The organism is Pseudomonas sp. NPDC089743, assembly GCF_044748785.1.
GTDB classification, from domain to species: Bacteria; Pseudomonadota; Gammaproteobacteria; order Pseudomonadales; family Pseudomonadaceae; genus Aquipseudomonas; species Aquipseudomonas putida_X.
Window position 1 is genome coordinate 1 of record NZ_JBIVGS010000003.1, and the last position, 21,467, is coordinate 21,467.

19 protein-coding genes and 1 tRNA gene are annotated in these 21,467 nt (G+C 48.5%); 9 read left to right on the forward strand and 11 right to left on the reverse strand.

Features of this window, described 5'->3' with window-relative positions:
• Positions 1-99 precede the first annotated feature (99 nt).
• The 3 genes from ACIPZC_RS06830 to ACIPZC_RS06840 all read left to right on the forward strand — a co-directional run bounded on the left by ACIPZC_RS06830 (position 100) and on the right by ACIPZC_RS06840 (position 1,193).
• Positions 100-378 (forward strand): hypothetical protein, encoded by a 279-nt coding sequence (locus ACIPZC_RS06830; RefSeq protein WP_400625802.1) that lies wholly within the window; start codon positions 100-102, stop codon positions 376-378.
• A gap of 225 nt (positions 379-603) precedes the next feature.
• Positions 604-679 (forward strand) — tRNA-Thr (locus tag ACIPZC_RS06835).
• Positions 680-764: 85 nt separating this feature from the next.
• Positions 765-1,193: a DUF6538 domain-containing protein gene (locus tag ACIPZC_RS06840; RefSeq protein WP_400626357.1), complete on the forward strand. Its 429-nt coding sequence runs from the start codon at positions 765-767 to the stop codon at positions 1,191-1,193.
• Positions 1,194-1,369: 176 nt separating this feature from the next.
• On the opposite strand, the gene ACIPZC_RS06845 is transcribed toward ACIPZC_RS06840, so the two are convergent.
• Positions 1,370-1,969, reverse strand: coding sequence for a DUF6338 family protein (locus ACIPZC_RS06845; protein WP_400625804.1), 600 nt, complete (start codon positions 1,967-1,969; stop codon positions 1,370-1,372).
• A 309-nt stretch (positions 1,970-2,278) separates the two neighbouring features.
• Here ACIPZC_RS06845 and ACIPZC_RS06850 point away from each other — a divergent pair, with 309 nt between their 5' ends.
• From ACIPZC_RS06850 to ACIPZC_RS06860, 3 genes are all read left to right on the forward strand, one after another.
• Entirely contained in the window at positions 2,279-2,584 is a 306-nt protein-coding gene (locus tag ACIPZC_RS06850) for a hypothetical protein (protein ID WP_400625806.1), read from the forward strand.
• Positions 2,585-2,936: 352 nt separating this feature from the next.
• On the forward strand, positions 2,937-3,452 hold the full coding sequence (locus tag ACIPZC_RS06855) for an RIP homotypic interaction motif-containing protein (protein ID WP_400625808.1): 516 nt from the start codon (positions 2,937-2,939) through the stop codon (positions 3,450-3,452).
• Between the two features lie 740 nt (positions 3,453-4,192).
• Positions 4,193-4,837 carry a recombinase family protein gene (locus ACIPZC_RS06860; RefSeq protein ID WP_400625810.1) on the forward strand — a complete coding sequence of 215 codons (645 nt, stop codon included), beginning with the start codon at positions 4,193-4,195 and terminating at the stop codon, positions 4,835-4,837.
• A gap of 79 nt (positions 4,838-4,916) precedes the next feature.
• Here ACIPZC_RS06860 and ACIPZC_RS06865 read toward each other — a convergent pair whose 3' ends face one another.
• The 4 genes from ACIPZC_RS06865 to ACIPZC_RS06880 are packed head-to-tail and all read right to left on the reverse strand — an operon-like array spanning position 4,917 to position 10,402.
• A complete protein-coding gene (locus ACIPZC_RS06865; protein ID WP_400625812.1) occupies positions 4,917-5,279 on the reverse strand; it encodes a hypothetical protein in 363 nt (120 codons plus the stop codon).
• Between the two features lie 10 nt (positions 5,280-5,289).
• Entirely contained in the window at positions 5,290-7,182 is a 1,893-nt protein-coding gene (locus ACIPZC_RS06870) for a hypothetical protein (protein ID WP_400625814.1), read from the reverse strand.
• Positions 7,179-8,990, reverse strand: a complete 1,812-nt coding sequence (locus ACIPZC_RS06875) for a hypothetical protein (protein WP_400625816.1) — start codon at positions 8,988-8,990, stop codon at positions 7,179-7,181. Before ACIPZC_RS06875 ends, ACIPZC_RS06870 begins: the two co-directional genes overlap by 4 nt.
• Before the next feature lie 44 nt (positions 8,991-9,034).
• Positions 9,035-10,402, reverse strand: coding sequence for a hypothetical protein (locus tag ACIPZC_RS06880; RefSeq protein ID WP_400625818.1), 1,368 nt, complete (start codon positions 10,400-10,402; stop codon positions 9,035-9,037).
• A 427-nt stretch (positions 10,403-10,829) separates the two neighbouring features.
• Between ACIPZC_RS06880 and ACIPZC_RS06885 the strand changes: the two genes are divergently transcribed.
• Together ACIPZC_RS06885 and ACIPZC_RS06890 are read left to right on the forward strand one after the other, a co-directional pair.
• Positions 10,830-11,258 carry a hypothetical protein gene (locus tag ACIPZC_RS06885; RefSeq protein WP_400625820.1) on the forward strand — a complete coding sequence of 143 codons (429 nt, stop codon included), beginning with the start codon at positions 10,830-10,832 and terminating at the stop codon, positions 11,256-11,258.
• A 132-nt stretch (positions 11,259-11,390) separates the two neighbouring features.
• Positions 11,391-11,999 (forward strand): hypothetical protein, encoded by a 609-nt coding sequence (locus ACIPZC_RS06890; protein WP_400625822.1) that lies wholly within the window; start codon positions 11,391-11,393, stop codon positions 11,997-11,999.
• Positions 12,000-12,456: 457 nt separating this feature from the next.
• Here the strand turns inward: ACIPZC_RS06890 and ACIPZC_RS06895 are convergent, their stop codons facing one another.
• From ACIPZC_RS06895 to ACIPZC_RS06920, 6 genes are all read right to left on the reverse strand, one after another.
• A complete protein-coding gene (locus ACIPZC_RS06895; RefSeq protein WP_400625824.1) occupies positions 12,457-13,320 on the reverse strand; it encodes a hypothetical protein in 864 nt (287 codons plus the stop codon).
• Positions 13,321-13,387: 67 nt separating this feature from the next.
• Complete coding sequence (locus ACIPZC_RS06900; protein ID WP_400625826.1) at positions 13,388-14,335, reverse strand: hypothetical protein; 948 nt, start codon at positions 14,333-14,335, stop codon at positions 13,388-13,390.
• 190 nt (positions 14,336-14,525) lie between these two features.
• Positions 14,526-16,025: a hypothetical protein gene (locus ACIPZC_RS06905; RefSeq protein WP_400625828.1), complete on the reverse strand. Its 1,500-nt coding sequence runs from the start codon at positions 16,023-16,025 to the stop codon at positions 14,526-14,528.
• 158 nt (positions 16,026-16,183) lie between these two features.
• Positions 16,184-16,771 carry a hypothetical protein gene (locus tag ACIPZC_RS06910; RefSeq protein ID WP_400625830.1) on the reverse strand — a complete coding sequence of 196 codons (588 nt, stop codon included), beginning with the start codon at positions 16,769-16,771 and terminating at the stop codon, positions 16,184-16,186.
• A gap of 162 nt (positions 16,772-16,933) precedes the next feature.
• A complete protein-coding gene (gene herA / locus ACIPZC_RS06915) occupies positions 16,934-18,784 on the reverse strand; it encodes an anti-phage-associated helicase HerA (protein WP_400625832.1) in 1,851 nt (616 codons plus the stop codon).
• Entirely contained in the window at positions 18,781-20,085 is a 1,305-nt protein-coding gene (locus ACIPZC_RS06920) for an SIR2 family anti-phage-associated protein (RefSeq protein ID WP_400625834.1), read from the reverse strand. Before ACIPZC_RS06920 ends, herA begins: the two co-directional genes overlap by 4 nt.
• Positions 20,086-21,084: 999 nt before the next feature.
• Between ACIPZC_RS06920 and ACIPZC_RS06925 the strand changes: the two genes are divergently transcribed.
• Positions 21,085-21,429 (forward strand): MbcA/ParS/Xre antitoxin family protein, encoded by a 345-nt coding sequence (locus ACIPZC_RS06925; RefSeq protein WP_400626359.1) that lies wholly within the window; start codon positions 21,085-21,087, stop codon positions 21,427-21,429.
• Positions 21,430-21,467 lie beyond the last annotated feature (38 nt).

The following is a 21,467-nucleotide window of genomic DNA, read 5'->3' on the forward strand; positions in this document are numbered from 1 at the left end:
AAACTCAACGTTAGCCAAGAACCACGATGACCATCCTCTTTCGCCCGCAGGGCGCCTTCGGCTGGTTCAGTTACACCACTTCCCGGGACACGATCCACTATGCTGGCTGATCGTCGTCAAAGGACGTACGCGCTATCATTGAGCGAATGGGAGCAACTGGCCCATCACGTAGAAGTCCTCGATGAATATCAGTTTACTGACTCTTCCATAATGAGGCTTCAAATTTGGCCCTTTGATCCGAGAGCGCTGGATGATTTCCAGATGGCCATCGCCGTGTCACTGAGCTTCCTTCCTAGTGAGCTGATGGCTGATTCGAGGGTCTCTCTCGCTATCGACGAGCTTGTCCAAAACTGGGGATTTTGTGCCGATGGTTGTTAATCCCAGGTTTGGGAGCGAGCTTTAATTTCTATACGCGGGTGGTGGATTCGGCACGTGATCCGCCATTGAGGTGCTAAGCGAAGCCGGGAGGCAGACCGGTCTGAGTGCTGTTGAGGTCCATGCCGAGCTGGTACCAAGGCGCTCAGCCATAGCTTTGGAGATGGTATCTTAGAAGGGGCTCGACGTACCAAAACGTACCTGATACTGTCCGACCCGGAGAGTATGGCCGGTGTAGCTCAGTCGGTAGAGCAACTGATTCGTAATCAGTAGGTCGCAAGTTCGATTCTTGTCTCCGGCACCATTAAATCTCCATGAAACCCTTTGAAATCAAGGGTTTGCGGGCTCTAAAACCCATCTCGCGTGGTAACCTTTGTGGTAACTACTCGATGAAAGCTAGCTTTGACCCCCTTCAAGTGAACCTCCGTTACACCTATTCCCGCAAAGGGACGCTGGACTATCAGCGGCCCATTCCGAAAGAACTCCAGCCTCGATACGGCAAAAAACTCGTGAAGGTTAAGCTCAAGAGCGCGGATGTGCTCCTGGCTAGCCGTGAGGTGGATCGCTTGAACCGTCAGGTTGAAGCTGAGTGGGAGCGCCTGAGGGCGGAGCCGACATCCTCACCGCAAGCTCTCAGGGCCCACGCCGTGTCTCTCCTCCGTGATTGGGTCTCGCCGATCAGCCTGCGAAGAATGACCCCTCTATCATCGAGGTGTTCTTCGACTTCCTGGATGGCAAACGGCCAAATCATGCAGTGGAGGATGAAGATCAACGCGCGCAACCCAACTCCTTTCAAGTCATGCGCGAATGGCTTCTGAAGAATGCCTTGGTCGGGGCCTGAACCAGCCCTGTCATTTTTTCTTAGGCGGGGGTGGCGGGGCTTTGGGCGCCACAGAGGGGCGGATATTCGTGGGAGCGGGTGGATTCACATTCATGCCATCGTTTACGTGAATGCGTCTTCCCCCATTCGAAGGACGTTTCTGATCACTCATTTTCAATTCTCCGGTGGGATCAAGAGTTCCACAAAATAGACATCGACGTTGCAGACCAAGAGAAACTCCACACCCGGTGAGTCAACGTATTCATCATCCACGATCCAGGCGGGGTACTGCATCATAAAGTGCCCGTCTTTCGGATCGGTAGGCCAGACCAAAGGGTAGCCAAAAAGTCTGCGGCCATCTAAAAAATTGAGGACCACGGCGCGTCCTGGAAATTTTCTGAACGCGTAGATCCACTCTCTGTAAGAGGCACGGGACGTTAGGCCCTTGTCCCGCGCTATTCGATACAAGGTGTCATGGTTTGCGGCATAGGAAAGCCCGAACCCAATGATGACTGCAATACTTACGGCCCAGGTGGTCTCGACTGTGGAACTCCAGTCACCGACGATGAACCAGCGGTGACCTACATAGAACAAACCCCACTTAAGGCCAGCGACTACAAGGCTAATGATGGCTGTACCGATGAGCGCCTGAATGCTCCGCTCAAACTGGCTAGGTTTCGGTGACTCCGATAGCCAATAGAAAATCATGGTCATGATGAAGCCAGGTACCAAAGTCTGGACGAGGGGTAGGACTTTGGTGGCTAGGTCTTCCATTTGGCGCCGCATCCATTCGAGTTAGGGTTCAGACTATACAACGCCGCGATTAAGCAAGGGGAGCAATCTACCTGTCTTGTCCAGACGGTGTGCCTGAAGGACCGCCAAGCAGTGATCCGGGGGGGCTTGCCGGGCTCGTTCCGGGCTGAAAGCGTCCTGGGCTAGCTATGTCAGCTCCCAGGGGAGGCTCAGTTCATGCACACCTCCGCCCACGACAAGCGGCACTAGAAATACTTCGGTCGTGTACTTGGCTTAGATGGGGGGCATTTGCCGGCCTCAGAAGCACTCCATCTTGGAAGGAGAATAGATATGTCGACCTTATCCTTAGCAGGAAGCACCCACGCAGTCAGCAGGCATGACTTCGAGCAGAATCAGGAATGGCCCGATACCCCTCAGAATCGCCGCTTACTGTCTGCATACGGGGCCGCTTGTGAGCGTTCATCCACCGCTGCTGTCGCTGCACTGAATGCAGAGCGAGGAGGCTGGACTGATGTTGACCAGTACAAGGCCAAAGCTGCGCACTGGGAAACACTGGCGAACACTCTCGGGGCGGTGTTGAGCATGGAAATCGAGAAGGGGCGGGAGGAAATACTACTCCCTGATCCCTGGCAGTAGCCAAGAATTGGTGGGTCAACGCATGCTGCTACAGCACAAGTCCTCCCGAGGGACCACTTTAGGATCACCCAGTCGTGATCCGGGGGCTTCATCACGTTCTGCGTGGTGCCGGACTTTGGGCATCCTCGCTGTGTCAGATCATGGGCTACCTGCCCAGGGCGACCATGAGGCCACAGACCACCTACACCACCAGTGATGGGGGTAGGGGGGCATACTGGGGCTCCTGCTGGTCGATCATGGGTAGTGCCTCTAAGGGCATCTCTAGTGTTCTCGTCATGAACGGGACAGGCCGCTAGCGGTGGGGATGGGCTGAACTTATGATGGCACTTCGATGTTCAACCGAGGACTGGACGTGAACCCATTCGCTGATATGGAAGAAGACACCGTAATCATAGAACGTGCAGGGCGAGAGATCGGGCGGCACTCGTGCTGCTTCACTCAACCTCGCCTCACGATCATGGGCAACAACATTGATGTTGCGGAGGGAGACAAGGTCTTTCAGCTTCTGCCCAACGGTAATAAGGTGGAGTTCGATGTTGAAGACGTGAACTACCAGAGCGGGCTAGGTGGAATGGTTGGTCACTTCGCACTGGAGCTGTCCAAGGTCCGTGCTACGCCAAGAAAGCCTACCGGCACGACCACGAACCACATCACCATCCACGGTTCTACAGGCATTCAAATCGGCGATCACAACGTCCAACACCTGCAAGCTGCCATGAAGGAAGTGCTGACCGCCATTGAGTCCGCCCACGCCTCCGCCAAAGACAAATCAGAGGCCAAAGGGCTCCTGAGCAAGTTCCTTGAGCACCCACTGGTGAGCGCTGCCGTTGGGGCTGGGCTACCCGCAGCGTTGGGCTTAGTGGGGTAACCACAGTTTCCTCCGGAGGGGGCGCGGCAGGATGACGTAGACGTGCATCCGGTGACTGAGTGCAGAATTCATGCACTCAAATCACCCTCCAGGCCGCGTAGCTTGGGCCCCAAGTTCTTATTTCTAGAAACGGGAAAATGGCTCGATGTCTGGTCTGTTTAATCACGCCAATCAGCGTAACAAGGGCATCGGTGGTACTGCATTCGCCCCGAGCCAAATAATTTTTCCGAAAAAATTTGAGAGCCCACCTTGAAGTGCCCTGGTTGGCCCTACCCCTACGGCCCCCAGCAAGCCCGCTGAGGTGTCATCGAGCCTTCGCCCAGGATTCCCAGGCGCACCTCACCGTTCGCCAGGCTTCATCTGTAAAATGCTGGACCTGGACATCGGCTCAGATTTGAGCCGCTCTCCAAGTGGGTCCAATTGTTATTCCCAGATGACCATGGAAGGAAGCGGCCCACCATCATCACGCATAAGGAACTGACCTTTGGCCGTGGCTCACCTGGTGGAGCGAGAGAAGTATGCCCGCATTCTGACCCTGAAAGGGCTTCAAAGGCTGCGCTGGTTGAACAGGAAACTCATCGGAATCCGATGTGATTAACGAGATTAGGGAACGGTTCTAAATGGGTATGCTTTTAGCGAACCAGATGAGTGCGTCCCTGAGCCGGTTCGATAATTAATGGTTGACCAGTCAAAACGAACCTATGCTATACGAACCACCCAAAGCGAACCGGAGCTGTTCCATGTACATCCGTGCCTACCTCCGCGCCTCTACTCAAGACCAAGATGCTCAGCGAGCCCGAGCAGACCTCGAAGCGTTCGCACAGGAGCGCGGTTTGCGAATAGCATCCTGGTACGCAGAGAACGAATCTGGTGCCAGTCTCAAGCGTCCAGAGTTGTTCCGGCTGCTGGCCGACAGTCACCCCGGAGACGTGCTCCTGATCGAACAAGTGGACCGCCTTTCACGACTTAATGCCGAGGACTGGGACCGCCTCAAGGCTGAGCTGTTGCGACGGAAAGTTCGTATTGTCGCCCTTGACCTGCCTACCTCACACATGATGATGAAGGCGGAGGATGAGATGACCATGAGGATGATGGACGCCCTTAACTCAATGATGCTTGATATGTTGGCTGCCATCGCGCGCAAGGACTATGAGGACAGACGCCGCAGGACCACCCAGGGCATCGCTCAGGCCAAGGAACGCGACAAGCTCAAGCCACAAGCGGAAAGGTCCTATAAAGGCCGTCCAGCGAACCATGAGCGCAACACTGCGATCCTGGCGATGCTGGATAGGGGAAGCAGTTGGTCGGAGGTCTGTGTGGCAACTGGGGCCTCCCGGAGCACCTTGCTCAGGCTCGTAAAAGCTCGTCAAAATGCTGAGGCTTGAACACATCTGTTGCAGTCCTCTACTAAGAGAAAATTATCTCTGAATAATTAACTCGAAGCTCTCAGGGAGATGATTTAATTTATCTGATCGGATGAACATTGCTATTCAAACGAAGCGATGATTCAAGTTCTATAATTCGCTTGATCATAAGTGCTTCACGAGCTAGTGAGTCATTAAGTTCCTTTTCTAGCTTTTTTATCTCTTCTTTCTTTTTGTTAAGTTGGTCTTTCACAGAGTTTGATTTATTGAAAGACTTACCATGATGCCGACGGATATCCTCAATTAGCAGCTTATGTGTGCTGTTGTATTTCTTGATGCTACCACGGGGGAACCCCGCCTCTAGAGCGACGGTGTCATTATTTATCTTGTAAGCGCCCACTATTTTATTTGGCTTGCCCGCTAGCAGTCGCTCAAGTGCTAAAAAGCATTCTTTCAAATTCATTTATAGCATCCTAACTTCCGATATTGAGTTTTTTACTCAGCGTGATGGCTTTGTTAAGCTCAAGCTGTGCCATGATGTGTTCAGGCGAACCAGGCTCAAGCGTTTCCATAAAACGAATATAGGTCTCAGTGGCTGAAGCCAAAAGCGAAGGGATTACAGCTCCATCCTTGCATGTAGTACAAGCCGAGAGCGGTGATATAAGGTGCCGGTGGCATGGAGTAGGACTGACACATCCACCGGTTGCACGGCGCTTGTAAGCAATTAGCCCACTCTCAACTTGTTTCACAGTAATTTGCCTATTGAGTAATATCTCGGTTTTCCCGATAGGTTTGATGTTTTTCTCAACATGCAGCCCATGGCCGCCGTGAAGGCGCTCTTCCGATAGCTGGATATTCTTAACATAATCCAATCCGTTGACGATGCTTTTAGTTTTCGAGTATTCATGCCTGAAGTGGATAGAAGCACCTTCGAAGAATGAATTTGCCGCTGCGCCGCCCTTGGTGTAGTGAACAGTCATTTGCATTCGAATATGCTTAAGTTGGCTATGTAATGCCGAGTAACTTATAAGGCCACTATCTATGCCATAATAAGCAAGCGAGCGTCGGAACTGGTGAGTGGTGAAATGCCACAAATTTCCCGGTATGAATCTTTTTTCTTGCTCCCAATTCCTGGAGTATTCAATAAATCGTATTTCTTCATAATCTTGATTCGTAATAAGAAATTCTGGGCCGCTGAAGATGTGATTAAATCTATGGTGGGTAAGGTTTGCTAACTTGTGATCGTTGTGGTCCGCTATTGTCCTTTTGTGAGAAATCGAAAAGGAAAAATGACTTGTGTTAGAGAATAAAGGAGCATCGTTGGGAAGAGAGCATAGCGAATTAATCCACGAATATATTTTTTCAGCCGCCTGCATGGCTGGCGCAATTTCGTAACTTGTTACCCATGCGGTTTTTTTTCGGTAACCGGCTATCTTCGTGGTGATCCCATGTATCCAGTAGCCCTCGTCATCGTCGATTACCTCTTTTCTGAAACAACCTGGCAGCAGGCTATACCCTTCGTCTCTACGCATGCCAGAATAAATGTGAATCATTGTCTTAGAGCAAAATTGAATCATAGAAAGGTAGGTTGATAGATTTGTTGCGTTCTTTATGTTGTGGTCTTCCGCAAGTTTTTCTAGAGAGTTGCTCTGAATTAAATTTCTGAAGTCCTCTGTAGATCGAGGGCTTGCTAGCAGTAAAACTACTTTCTCTAGACGCTCGGCGTGGGAAACAAATTCGTCCACTGACTTTTTGACCTTGTTGATACAGTGGAAGAGGATTCTAGAAGGTATCACTAGAGTCTGATAAAAGTCATCATCTTCATTAGTTCTGTGGTCCTTGTGGGACGGCTCTACGATTAAGCAACCTGTTATGTTTCTGTTAACAGAGTGCAAGATTCTGAGTAAAGTTATTGCATTCGCGGTTTGAGTTTTATGACACTTGAAGCGTAGGAAATCATTGAAAATAGCTTTTGAAGAAAGAATAGTTTCCAAGGTAATAGCTTTTTCAACACAATAGGATGACATTGATAGCAACACGGAGTGCCAGCGAATGTAGCTTGAAACAGAATATTCACCGCTATTGCTCTGATGAGTATTTATGGCAATCCAAAGCAAGTGTTTGACGTCTAAAAGCAATCCTAGGTTTGTTCGGTATATTTCCCTATTAAAGTTAATTTTCCCTGTTGCTTTCGTAGAGTTTACATATACTCTGAAATCCCAAATCCAATCGCAAAATCGGGAAACGATTCTAGCTTTTGAGTCTCTGCAAACGACAATATCTTCTGCGGGAAGATATGACGGTTTTAAAGATGGCTTCAACCAGATGTTGTAATCGGATGAGGGGAGTGGAGTTGAGATCTTCATCTGATTTTTCCTGTAATGATCCAAAGATTTACCTGTGCTTGCCAGAATGGATCTAGATTTCCATTCTTTATGTCAGAAGCAATTCGTTCGTTGGTGTCATTGAGGTCAGGCGAACTTGCTAAAATGGAAGATATGTTTCCCCTAGTTCTTGTCAGCGTTTGATTTAGTGCATCGCTAAAGTCAGCAGAGTTCTCTTGGACGAGTTCTAGAGCGGCTACCATGCTATGAAGTTTACGAAGATCTTCTTCGTCAGCATGTAAGCCGTAATACTTACAAAATGCACACCCATAAAAATCATCACAGTTCTTATCGACGCCTAGACCTGAACCATCGTCTTCTGGATAGCCGAGGTTCAAGCATGCACCGCTTGATGTACTCGAAATTAATCCAGCTGAGTCCGCGCTGAGTCTAGTCATGTAAGAATAAAATTTTGTGAACTCGGCCTGATGCTTTTTCTTATTTGATCCTGAATAATGAAGTTCTACTACCTTGGGAGTGTTTTGCATGACCTCGCTGGCCGTAATTACTCCTTTTCGGTCAATAATCCAGTTGCTTTTGTACTTTCTGAACTCCGTTGCCGTGATTGGCTGCATGGCCGGCGAAAGCATTTTTTTTATTTGTCTGTAGTACGTAACTAGGAATTGAGGATCTATTGTGCGAAATTGTTCTTTTCCTTCTCTAAAGAACAGCGTTGAGCAGTGACGACCTTCCAATAAAAATGATCTCAACTTTAAATATCTGTTCAGCAAAGGGACGAATGAACTTTGTAGTTCGAAGTAGACCTCCTTGCGTGCTCTCGCTTTGTATGCACGGAATCCTTGGCGTTCGCCTGGAACTGAAATTATGTCCGAATTCCAAGGGAACTTTATGAATTCGCTTATGTTGGCGCCAGTTGCTGATAGCATCAGAACTTGAAAACCAGTTCGTGCGAGGGATGCTAACCGCAATCGGTGAACTGATCTTGGGTTGATATTCGCCGAGTCGAGTTGATTTTTAGCTGCAAGTATTTCCCTGGATGCGGTATAGGAGTCATATCCATACTTCTCTTGAACTAGTTCGACTTTATTGATTTCACCTGACTCGTAATCCCACACCCAGTTCCCTTGTTCGGAAATCCCCCTTTTGGCTAAGCGATGTTTAGGCATCACCCAGATATTACACGGGATGATGTTCACTGCTTCGTCTGGCAATTTCAGACTAAATGGATAGGGTAAGGAATCTAATACGAAACCGCTCAGTTGAGTGAACAGTTGGTAAGCCATTGCCAGGTTTTCCGTTACTATTTTCTCCTCGGGAGGCAAAGTAGGATTTTGACCTCCTTTTAATCGAGGTACGCCTTGCCCTATTGACAAGCGGGGCTCAGAGGACGCGAGCCGAAAAAAATAACGGGACGCTTCCTGTAAGCGCGCCCGCGAGCGAGCTGATAAATTGGGTTTGGAGTTAATTAGGAAATACGTATATTCCTCATACCTGGCCTTAATGTCTTCTGATGAACTTAGGCTGTTAGAGCTAGCTAAATTGTCCAGCCAATAGAAAATAGGTTTCATGACTCGAAGGACTGTGGTCCAAATAGTGATTATCTTTTTCTTGCCAGTCCTCAAGTCTGAAGAAATATCATCAAATAAGTTTTGCAGCATTGCTTTACGGTTGGGGTCTAAGCTGGAGGTTAATACTCTATTTTTCCCGTCAATTTTAATTCTGTTTTTATAGGCATAGGCTCCAAAGTCTATATATGTTGTTTTGTTCTCAGTTTCAATTCCGACCGACTCTATATCATCAAGATAGAGTTCAAGAGCACCATTTTCCATCATTTCCTCCAGTGAGATGATGGTAGTGCACGGAGAAACGTATTTCATTCTAGCAAGCCCAGTCGGCTCAAAATGTCTTTAAGTATCTTCTGTTCCCATTCGCTGCTTACTTCCTGGGCCGTGGGATGATTACCTCGATAGTTTAGATATCGATAAGTTACCCTGATATCACTATGACCCATTGAGTCTTGTAAGTTACGCATAACAGCGTCCAGAGTGAGTTTTCCCGCCTCGACTAGCGTTAGGCCGTGGTCAAGTTTGTTGCAACCGTAGGATGCCCGTAGATCGTGAAAGCGGAATTTCATATTGTGACCTTGACTTTTTAGTTTAGGGATCAACTTAGTGCACAAGAAAACTCTTACAGCTCCCCCGGTATGAGATGTTGATAGTTTGTCCAAGCGCCCTGTGTAGTATGGGTTTCCGAATGCTGTGTAAAATAAGTATTTTTTATCTTCCGGTAATTTGCATTTAATTGTTGAGCGGTCAAAGTGTCGGCGAGATTTTGAGTAAATGTGAAGCTTGTCATATAGCCAGTCCGGAATTTCAATGTGGTGTTTTCTATTTCGTTTATTGTCTACATCACTTCCTTTTCCTATGGTAATTCTTACTACTCTTTCGTCGACGTGACGTACCCGCTTAAAGGCTTTTGACCGTAAAGTAAAAACTGTCTGTATTCGCGCAGAAGTTTCAAGGGCTATCAGGAACCCAAGAAACATCTCCGTATTCCCTAGGCCATACAGCGCCTGTATCATCAGTTCTTGTTGCTCTGGAGTTAGCGGTTTGAGTTTAGCTTCGTCCCATATGAAATTTGGGTCTGCTTCAATTGGCATTTTTCTCAATGTTTCGACAAGGTCGTTTGTTGTATATGCTACTTGTATTTCGACACCCATTCGGTCAACTGTTGTTCGCGACCTGGCCGACTCTACCCAGCGAGGAAAAACTGAGAGGCACTGAGTCGTATAGTCCCTCCATTTATAAAATTCAACAATAACCCCTACGATTCTAATTGCACTCTCCTGTGAGAAGCCTTTATTCACCCGATTAGAAATTTCTTCAAGAAATGCATAGGTGGGGCGGCGAATTTTAAAGCGCTCATCAGCCCGGTAATCTATCCCGAGTTCCTCAAGTACTCTCATGAAGAAAACTAAATCATCTGCTTTTCTTGAGGCGGAGCCAAACTGTAAGGTAGTTCGGTTGAAATCTTTATCTAGTAGTCTGCTAATTAAAAATGCAGTTCCTTCCTCCCATACTGACCCGTCGTTTAATAGTATTATTGGGAGTTTTTGTATGCTATCTATTGGTCCGGCATATACCCATTCAACTCCAGGGGGGGTGGAGTGGTCTATATTTCCACCAATGTCAGGTATGAATGGTCGAGCGCAAGGAACATGCGTTAGGATTTTTTTTTGCATACTTTTATCTTGAAAATACAATCGACTTTAGCAACGGCTTGTTTTTAAATCATATGGCCATCTCAACTTTTTTCAACCCTCGCTCAAGACGCCTCACTTCGAGTGCAAGGCGAAATTGTTTGTGATATTGACAAAAAGCGATGAATTTTGATGAATAATGGTTTTTTGTTTATGACATTGACAAATTTCATATTTTGATCAGGTTTTTAGATGCGTTTCACCGTGTGGTTATCAGTATTTTAGTTAAAAGTTTTTATCTCTCTCAGCTCTACCTTGACCCTCGCGAGTCTGCTTCACCATCATGCTCGGGATTCCCGAGGTAGAAATTGGAAGCTTGGGCGTGGTAGGGAGGTCAAGTCTCTTTTATTTCATAAGGAAAAATATTATTGTTGATCATCTATCTGGAAAACATATTTACAGGTGAGCCATGTTTGAAACGGATGAGAAATATTTGTTGGACGAAGAATTTAGGCTCGATGATGCCCTGCATTGTTGGGCAGCCTTCAACCATACCGGGGAGAATGAGTGGTTTTATTTGATGCGGGAGATACGGGAGCTAGAAGAGCGCAGATATGAAAAAAATGTGGTATCACGAACTGCTTTTTTGCACAGCCACATCATTGCAGATAGGGCTAACTCGTACGTTTTGAGTATTCAGCTTGTATCTCCGCCTTCAATGAATTTAGGGGAAGCTTGGCGGATGGGCTTACTTAAGAGCATTAGTCTTTCTACCAAAGGCTATATCTATGAGTTAGAAGACGGCACTATTTATCCTTTGAGTCACACGTGGCTGTTGAAAGGTGCGCGTGTCATATGGGAAAGGAAAGGTCTGTCCCATTACATTCCAATTGGATAAGCAGACTAGCACTCTCAGGTCTCGATTGAATCCTCATCCGTAAAGCTGATTTCGCCCAGCTGCTGATCAGACAGGCAGATTTGAGCGATGGTAGGAAATTATCATGGACTGGAGCGCAATTAGGAGTTGGAAGTGAGGAAATGGCAATCAGTTTTTCGCGAGATGGGTTTCTTCACCGTGTGGTGGTTGTGGCTTCTTATAATGGGAATACCTACGCTTTGGTTGCTAGTCGGAACGTTTGAGCATTTTGGAGTGCTCGATACTGATAGTCCTGGCTGGGTACAAGCGATTGGGTCTATTGCAGCAGTTTTCGCTGCGGTTCTGATTGCGAATAGGCAGGGGCAGCAACAGATTCGCGAGCGCCAGAGTAGAGACAAGGTAGTTTCACTGATTGTGGTTGATGTGGCGATGCGCGCAGCTGCGGTGAGCAGCTTGTTGTTCCAAAGTTTCAATGAGCTACAGCAGCAGGTTATGGAGACGAATGAGGAGATACTTACAACTGTCGAATCGCAGGTGCTTGCTTTGCGGGGGATTGATTTGGTGGATTTGCCACGGCCTGAAATGGTTGAACCATTCTTGAGAATCAGAGCTGCAATGGAGCAGAGTCATGTAATGGCTAACCTTCTGGCTAAGGGGCGTGACGGTTACGTTGACCGACTTCGTTGTGCAACTACCTTCGCACACAACTCCCAGATAGTTCATAGAGCTGCTGAAGAGTTACGTCAATCTCTACCAGATTAGGTACGCAGAATTCACTATTTTCTGAATAAAAGAGCTAATAGGTGCGTCACAGTTGATCAGCCTGGTCACTCCTTATGAGGGATCAACTCCATTCTTGGTCGCTCGGCCTTTGGCCGGGGTGATCAGGCGCGCTCTTGACGAATAGATTGACCGGTCTACACATAAAAGCGATGAGATCCTGAGATCTTACCGCCTAGGCGCGGACGCCCCCAAAGCCGCATGCGGCGATTTGATACTCGCGAGGCATTCTCGTACGCTGCGGCGTCGAGATGCTCACAGAACGAGGTTTCGTTTCTCCACATCATTGCGTTTCACCGTGATCGGCAGCTATCGACCCAAAAGCGACACTGGCGAGTGGCCGGAAATAAGTATTAGCCTTTAGCCCTTTATGAAGCTGTCGATGAAAAAATGCCAGGCTTATGAGAATCTCATGGCGTAATATCCTAGGTTCTACACGTTAGATTTTGGCCATGCGATACTCTACTTCAACAATGAATTTTGTAGCAGCAGCAATAACAACCGCATCTTGCATAGTGATGCTTGGCGCCTGAGTGCTGCCATGGCCAGACAAGGGCATTGTATTTCTAAGGGAATATATTTTACCCACCACACTCTTTATGTTTTCTGGCAGCGATGACTCATTTGTATATTTATCGATGAAGCTTCCCAAAGTTTGATTGTTTACACTGTCGCTTTTGATTATATCTTTTGCTGTCGTTTCGAGTATATTAGCTGCGGCATGCAAAACTCCTGCTGGATCATTTTTCTCAAGGCATTGCTCCATCCTTCCTATGAGGACTACAATGTTAGAGTGGGCAAGTCTGTCAAATCTACCTATCCCCTTTGAATTAAAATCTTTGACCTGATTGTAGACGGCGCAATCCAAATAATGGCACTCCGTTAGAAAGCCCCACTCATATCTCCAATTGCCTGGTATATTTTCCCTTTCAGCAGTCCTTTGCCCACAGTCCTTATCAATTTCATCCACGTACCTGCCTAGATAGCTTGCGTAATAGTTGAAATAAGTAAATGTTACTTCAGGGCAGAAGTTTGAAAATGAGGTCGTCTTTCCATCGCTTCCACTTATGCCGGTATCTTCCTCCTCAATAACTGGCAACAACCCGGACTCCTTCCAGAAGGAATCCAAGGCCTCAATCTTATTGTCACTGATAGAGGTAGTTACTCTGGCTTCGCCAAGCATATATATGCTTGCATAGTAACGTGGGCATTTGTGCACGTTCGCATAGGGGCATGACGATGGGACACCCTTGTCGGAACTCTTACTTTGATACCAAGATGAATCCGGTATAGTGATAGGCATTTCGGCTACTCCTTAAATTTTCCAAAGGGCTTTTATAGGTTCGTCATCTCGGATTGCAGAAAAGCTTTCAGTTCTCTGATGCGTATACATGCACAGAATCTCCTTGAACCGTAATCGCATCTCCCTCAAAGCCGAAACCATTTGCATCTCTCTTGCCAGCAAATGTGCCCGAGGGGGTATTGAAGGTGATATTCTCATTTAAGAAATATTGATAAATATCAAAGCCCGCGTCGTACAAGCCGTCTTCACCTTTTGGATATTGCCCATAAATGACCTTGTTATACTGGGGGCGCAGCATGCTGATGAATGCCTTTTCGGCGTCTGCCACTGAGCGATTGAGGTCAAAGGTAGTTATCATTTTATCCATGTCGGGATCGTCGTGCTCCGCACCCCACGATTGAATTATGAGTGGCTCTATATTGAATGTGAAGAGTATTATCTCATCTGATACCCTGTTGCCAGGTTCCGGATATCGGATGTTTTCTTGAGTTAGAATGTCCAATCTACCATGGTGTGCTTTATTTATTAGTCGATCAAAGCTCCCACTAGAGTTCGCAATCCCTACATAAAGAAGGTCGTAATTGCATACTGCGGCATAATTATTAAATCCAGAAACATATTTGACGCCTCTTGAGCGATGCCAGTAAACGGAGTCAGGCGTGAAGAACCGCTTTGCTTCGAAAGTATCACCCTCTAAGTGCTGTCCAATCATTAATATGTCTCTGTCATACGAGACGCCTAAAGTTTCTCCTTCAATTTCAGTTCCGAGATTGATGGTTCCAGTGTCGACAACTTTCCCACCAATAGCTATGTCGACCTGCATTTCTTCTGTATATGCATTCGGCCTCATATTGACAAAGTCGGCACGGGGGCGAGCACCGATCATGTAGAGTTTGCTTCTAGAAATTATTTTTTCAAAATGGGGATTGCGTTTGTCGGTCATCATGCCTATTAAGCTGTTTCTGAACGGCGATATGACTGTTTCCAAAAACATTGATTTGCTTTTATGGCTCACGGAAATGCATCTCTACTGTTATCTGTTGTGCGCCCTTGATGCCTTTTCAGCTTGGCATTCTAGTTTGCTGTAGATTTAACTAGTTTGTTTCTGCGCTGTCTAACCTATGGAACTGGTCAAGATGTTAGTAGGCTTAGTGAGTTTCATCGTATGAGAGTATCCACTCGACTCTTGCTGATCTTGTCGTCCATCAAGTACCGGATCTATTCGCTTCCAGTTTTGCCTTAAGCAGACGATACGCCAGCTTCCCATCAAGCTCAGATAGGTTGGGTTCATTTTGCAGGAGATCTGCTAACACAGGCGTTACAGCATCGAACAGTGCGGACATCAATGCTTCTCCAATCGCGCGCGGCTCCGCTAGATCCTCCAGCAGCCCTGGAATTTCGCCATGGGCTAGCTTGTTGCGGCCTTCCCGATAAAGCTTGTGGACTGCGTCACCAACCGTAATCGTGCCATCGGCCACCGTCTCAATCTTAGGTTTGAGCGCGGCCTCGGCGAAGATCGTCATATCATTAGCTTTTCCTCCAGCACCGGAGAGCCCGTCGGCGGCACAGCCATAGTTCACAACAGCCATGAAGTCGGAAGCCTCTCGACGAGCCTCGCCGACCCAGTACAGAGCATTGGCCCAGCGTTCGACAAGATGCAGCGCGTGTCCACTCTTTCGTCCATTGATGTAGTGTTGCAAGATGCAACCGGCGGCATCCAGGAAGGGCTGTTCGGCCACCATCTTCGCAGTTAGCGCGCCTGGGGAGCCACCGATGCCAGGCATCTGCACGCTAGTTCCGCGTAAAAATCGCCCATCCAACGTGGTCGCCAATCTATCCTCCGCAAAAAGATGCTGCTTACCGGCCTTGGTGAACCGCCGAGCATCTTCGACTTGAAACCTCAGCCCAATTGCGTCGATTGCCAACCCCACCACCACGGAAGCTTTGAGATGTGAACGAGCAGGCTCATGCCCTTCCATCCGGATCGTCGCTACCCAACTGTATTGGCGCAACGCGCGCAAGACGTCTAACGCATGACGGGCAACGGTGGAGGTGGTGGATTGTTCAGTCAGCCTCTCCATCTCCAGCTGACGGGTTTCAACCTGGCGGATTAGGTTGCGGACCTCCGAGTCTTTGACAAAGGAATCGAGCCATTCTGCTCTGGGCAGGAACTGCACCGGTCCTACGGAGAATGCTGGTACTGCTTGATCCAGATGAAACAGATGACAAGGAATGTGCCTATCTACATCGAGACTTGCCCTGGTGGCAAGTTGCTGTAGGCGCAAGTTATAGTCTTCTGCAACCGCAACGTAAAAGCTGTCACCCAGTACCCACTCTTGCCCTTTCTGGTCGTGTGTCACTTCCGGCAGATGTATTTGGCAGTCGCGAAGCGTGTCGCCAATTGCCCGAAATGAAAGCCTTGAGAACGCTTCCCGATCAATCGTCTGGCGCAGGGGCTCGTACAACTGCCAGCTTTGCTGCGTCAGTGCATGAGCTGCGTCCACGCCGACCTGTGTCACGGGATATTGCCCATCCTGAGACAACGGAATAGCGAGCGGCACCAGGGGATTCGGGCTTAGAGCGAGCCATTGCGCGTAGGGCATTTCCTTCGCTTTGATGACGTCCTCGATGATTACCTCAATGAGCTTGCTGCTAGGTATCTCTGTCCTGTTGCTCGGTCCCGTGAACTTTCTTTCTCGTGTCATTTTGTCTCTCCGAATTAGCTCAGCGTAGCGTTGGTAGTCCACACAACCAGCTTCAATATCCCGTGAGTATCCAATTAGCAAGCAATCGGCATGATGGCCAGAAACGGTCTAACCTTAAGCTTCACCTAGCTATCACACCTTGTTTATTAGTTGGTACACTACAGGTCGTCGGAAATTATGCGCGCCCTTGAGAATAAAGAGGCTCGATCATCTCCGATATGGATTTGGTTTTTTATACAGTGGCTGGACCAAATTAGCTCAAGCGTGGTAGTGACTTTTTCAAACTTCTCAGCGTTCTCAATTGATCTGATCTCCATAAAGTCAGAATCAGAAGCTTTTGGTCGGATAAATCTTGGGTTTAGCTTCTCAAGCTCACTCAAATCGCGCTCTTCTTCGATGGTGATGATCTTCGAGTGGACTAAGGAGTTTCGAAAGGTAACCATCAATGCAATGGTTTCACATAACTCCTGAAAAGCGTCAGAGTCTTCCACTCCTATACGGTTGCATAACCATTTAAATTTCCCGGCGATTGTGGAATTTATATATTTTTTTAGTTCTTGGCCGGAAAATACTGCATCGCCATAACCGTTTAATTTCGATTCGAAGGCGAAGCAGAAAAACGCCATTGCAGGGACCAGTTTTTTGAATATGTAGCCCGGTTCCGCAGATTTAGCCTCATCAAGCAGGGTAAGCCCAATTGATTCTAGGTATCGAGGGTTTGAGATTCTTGACTCAATTTTTGCCATGTTTCACCGCGAAATCAATGATTTTTGCACTGATAGTAATTGGTTATATTTGTGCTGTTTTGCCGCTTAGGTGTTTTCAATTGCCTAATTTAATATGAGTCATTAAGTCTTATCCTAAGAAAGTGTGTAAATCGCTACGATGTCATTCGCAATATACCCCTGTTAAAACGGCACATCATCGTCGTATGCAGTTTCTGGGACTCGTTCGTTCCATGGAAGTGGCGGGGGTTCAGCTGGAGGAGGTGCCGGTGGCGGAGGGGGCGGCGCGTCGGGCCTTTCGATTGCCCAGTTGCCAAAATCAGCATCACCTGAGTGTGGCGTAGGTGATGCGTTAGCAGCACGGATTAGTGTCGGCATAGCTATGCTTCCACCGAAAACAATTGCCGTCTGCCTCGGCAGGCCTGCAATACGTCGGGTTTCTCGTCGGTCAGCCCACTCACTGGCGGACTGGATCGCTGCAAGGTCTTTTTCAGATGTCAGTCTGAAAGAGATCCAGTTGTTGCACTGGGAAAGAACTGTAGGGGATATCTCTGAAGGCCTCTGCGTACTCAGCCAAAGCGCCAGTCCGAATTTTCTACCCTCTTTTGCGAGCCGTTCATATGCGAGCGAGTTCTCGCCTGCATCTTCACCAGAGCCGATAGGGCGAAGGTAGTGGTGGGCCTCCTCCAAAACGAGCAGGGTCGGAATTTTGTTTTCCTGTCCTCTGCGGAAAAGCTCGTAGGCGTAAAGCTCCAACAGTGATCCAAGGACAAGTGGGGTCAGATCATGTGATAGATATCTTAGGTTTATGATATGCACTCGCCATGGTACATCCTGCCCACCAAAAATCTGCTCCACGAGGTTAGTGGACTCTTGCAACCAATTGAGCGGAAAACCAGTTCCTGCACCACCCTCCACATCCACTACGGATCGGAACATGGGATCTTCAGCGCACCTATTGATTCTAGTAATCAGCGGCGAAACGTTTGAATAACTGAAGGCATTTCGTTCCGGCCCATTTCTCTGAGTGGGTTGTATTCCGTGACTCTCGGCTACAAGTGCTGATAGAGCTGCCATATGCGGCCACACCGTAGCTGTGCCAGCCTGGCCATTGCGGATTTGCTGAAGTCGGCTCTCAGCATCAGCAGCCCCTCCTTGACGACAATCGTCGAATAGAAAAGGCGCGGTATCGCTTACCAATCCAGCCCCCCTAGGTTGGGCGAACCAGCGGACTTTGTGGAGGTGTTCCAGTGCGAAGGTTAGCGCTGGCCGCTGTGTTTTTTCGCTGGGGATCAGTAGCCTGTTGAGGCCGTGCCGTCCCAGCGCGTAATACGGAATTTTAAATGGGTTTTGTCCAGGCCCTCCGATGGTTGTGCTTTTCACTGCACCATCTGGCAGCCCCGGAACGTTGAGCGCGGCTTCGTACTCACCGTTGATGTCGAAGACAACAATCCGTGCACTAGGTAGTTTCACTATTTGCTGGAGCACAGCCGCAGTGAAGCAGCTTTTACCCTGGCCGGAACTCCCCAGTACCGCGACATGTCTGGAGATCAAGTTTTTGAGGCCCACGGTCAGGCTGCCGCCGCCTCGCAGATCATCGCCCAGCTTCAGCGGAATGTCGCCATCATCGTCACAGCATAGGATTGCAGCTAATTCTTCGGTGCTGAGGGGGAAGGCTTCAGATCCGAGAGGAGGGGTAGCAAGTGAGTCGCTAGTAAAGCGCGCCTTGCCTTCGGTTCTCGACAGTCGCCCGACAACAGTGCCTGAAATATTACGCAGCGGCTCTGTTTGATGACTACTAGAACCTATCCCTAGGCGATGGGCCTCACGAGGCTCATCGAAGCTCAGAGAAACGACCTTCATTACCAATGCTCGACTTCCTGCATCCAGCACCAACAGGCTACCCACCTCCGTCACTGATGACACGCCTTGAGCATGTGAGGCCAATTGGCCTCGGTGCATATCAAGAACGTTGAGCGTGATATCCGAGCCTTCTATTCTCACCACGTAGCCGACTGGAAGGCGCCCTCTCATTGTGGGATCTCCGGTGCTTCTGCTTGGTCTTGACGACGTGCTTGGTCCCTCAAAGCCTTCTCAAATTTACGCATATCCTCATCGTAGATGAGGGGATCAGGCAGATGACGAGCCAGCGAATCTATGTAGGCATGGTCAGCGCCACCGCCAACCACAGTGATGCGTGGATTCTTTAGTGAAAGTAATTTTCGTAATGCTGGAGGCAGGTTGTGATCATCAGGGTCACCATTAAACCCTGAGGAGTAGATCACAAGTTGGAGGGTGGGATTGAGAAGCGCCGACCTAATCAAACGGTTGATGTGCTCATCCCCGAAGCTATAGCCACACAGGATCAGGCAGCTCTGAGGCTTAGACATGAATTCTGCAAATCTGCGAAAAAGCTCACCCAGAACGTAGCCGACGGTGTCCATATACTTCGCTGCTCTCGGCATCACCATCAGGCCAAGGTCCGAGCCGTCTCGCTCAGTCATAAAAGCCTCAATGCGTTGATGTGCGAGCGGGGCAGACACCTCGAATACCTGGTCATTCTCCTGCTTCCAAGTCAATGAGCCGTGTAGTTTTGCAAGATAGATGTTGTAGACGCCAAATCTAGCTTCGCCCCTCGCTTGAGTGTTTCGGAAGCCGAGATCAAAGCTCTGGGGTGAAAAGCGCCGAGTGTGGGTGCCCAGGAAACCATTTGAGACTTGTAGGTCAATGGATTCGGCTGCCCATTCGATGGCCAGGTCATAATTTGTGGTGAACACCCACGGGGAGGACTGACCCGGTTGTCGAGCCGAAACGAGTTTCTGAAGAATCGTACGTTGGCTTGCGAGATCGTCGTCGTCAGATTCCACTCCGCTCGGAGACAACCACCACTCTCGTCGCAGCAACGCGGCGCTGACGACATTTCTGAAAAGAGCTGCCTTCACCGTTTTCAGGCCAAGGAGTTTTTCTTCCAGTTCTCGCTCGCCAGGAGCGTACTCAATCGGGTTATCTTCGAACATCCCCATCTGCCTGGTCCAATCGGACAGGGCGATTTCTAGGCTATCGATTAGACGCTCGAAATTGGGTGTGATGGGCCTTGGAAGCGTAGTGGCCTCCTCGCAGATGAACCCATTGTCAACCATCCATGCAGCGTCTGCCGGACAGTCCGTTACAAACCTAGTCCAAAGCGCAATCATGGTGTGGCCGCCAGCAGCGACTGATGCCCCGGCGCCAAGAAGGAGGCCAACGTTTTCTAGTCTAAGAAGCGAGGCTAGATGTGCCTCAAGCTCCGTTTGATCCTCTAGAGCAGTGCCACCACGAATTGCTGCAAAAGGCATCCTAACCTCCGAAAAAACGCTGATCTGATCCGTGGGCGCCTAGGCATCATAAGGCGTGACGGCCTCATGGAGGCTACTGAAATGACATCACACTGTCCATGTCGCGGCTAACAGTCAGCGCGGCGGTAGCCCTATAAAATCGCTCTCGACCATCACTAGCATGATGGTCGAGCGGTGTCATCTGGACAGTAAGATGGCAATTCAGTAGCCTCCTTAACGCCGTCTGCGCCTAAAGCTGCACGGGGCGCCTACGGATAAAGGCCGCGCTTTTCAGATCTGTCGTCAGCGCAGCCTTACTCCGTCGGGAGTGGTGGCTTTCTCCAAGTGGAGTCGAGACAAACGACGAAGGTCTCGCGAGCCAAGGCACAATTCTTCAGAAGCTGGTTTCAGCCCGGCAGCCCGGCCAGTCATCGCCTTGGGTATTCACCACAAATTACGACCTGGCCATCGAGTGGGCAGCTGAGTCCATTGATCTTCAAGTCTCAAATGGCTTCCTAGATGTCAGCAGCAATTTATGGTTCCGGTTGCGCCATATCTTTTGGGGTTAACCTCTAGGGAAACATCTGAGGAATACATTAAGGAAATTCAACTTGTGTCGCCGCCTTGGCTTAATGGTGGTGACTCTTGGCTTATGGAGAAGCTTAAAAGTATTCGAATGGTTGGGCAGGACTTTTGTTATGACATGATCTGCGGGAATTTTTATCCTGAGGGTTTGGCTGATTGCCCGGCCAAAATGTTTTGGAGAGCAAATCATGGTGAGAACTAACTTTTGGGAGAGGGTTGCTAATTTGTATTCTGAGTCATTTGTTCAAGGGGTTAATTTTGATCAAATTCATTTGGGGTTAGTAGCTTGGGTGGTTGGGGCTTTATTCTACAGGGGAGTTTAAGTTTGATTGATCGATATGCGGATGTCAGCGGGTTAAATATTTATATCGTGCAGGTCAAAGAGTAGTTTATTTGTTGAGAGTTTATCATCGAGGTGGAGATGGCTTTGTGAATATGGTCTTAGACATCGCTGAGTTGGTGTCAGGTGGCGTTTGTGAGGTGTGTGGTAATAAAGGAAATGTAAAAATTGAGGGGGGGTGGGCTCGATGCAGGTGCTTTGAGCATGAAAGTTTTTCTCGAAGGAATTTTGAGGTGGTTCCGGTTTTTGGTCGTGTTGAAGGGTATGTTAGGTCAGTTGCGAGTGTTATTTTTTTCTATAAAGAAAATTCTTTGTGTTGGGTAAATAATAATTGCCATGAGCTTGCTGGTCGCCGCCCGTTAGAGCTTTTGTCTACAGTTGACGGGTGTAATGAAGTCGTGGGTCTAATCAGGCGGTTTGAGCACGGGGTGGGTGCATAAGCTATGTTTTTTGATATTGGCGTGCCGAGTTTAAATTG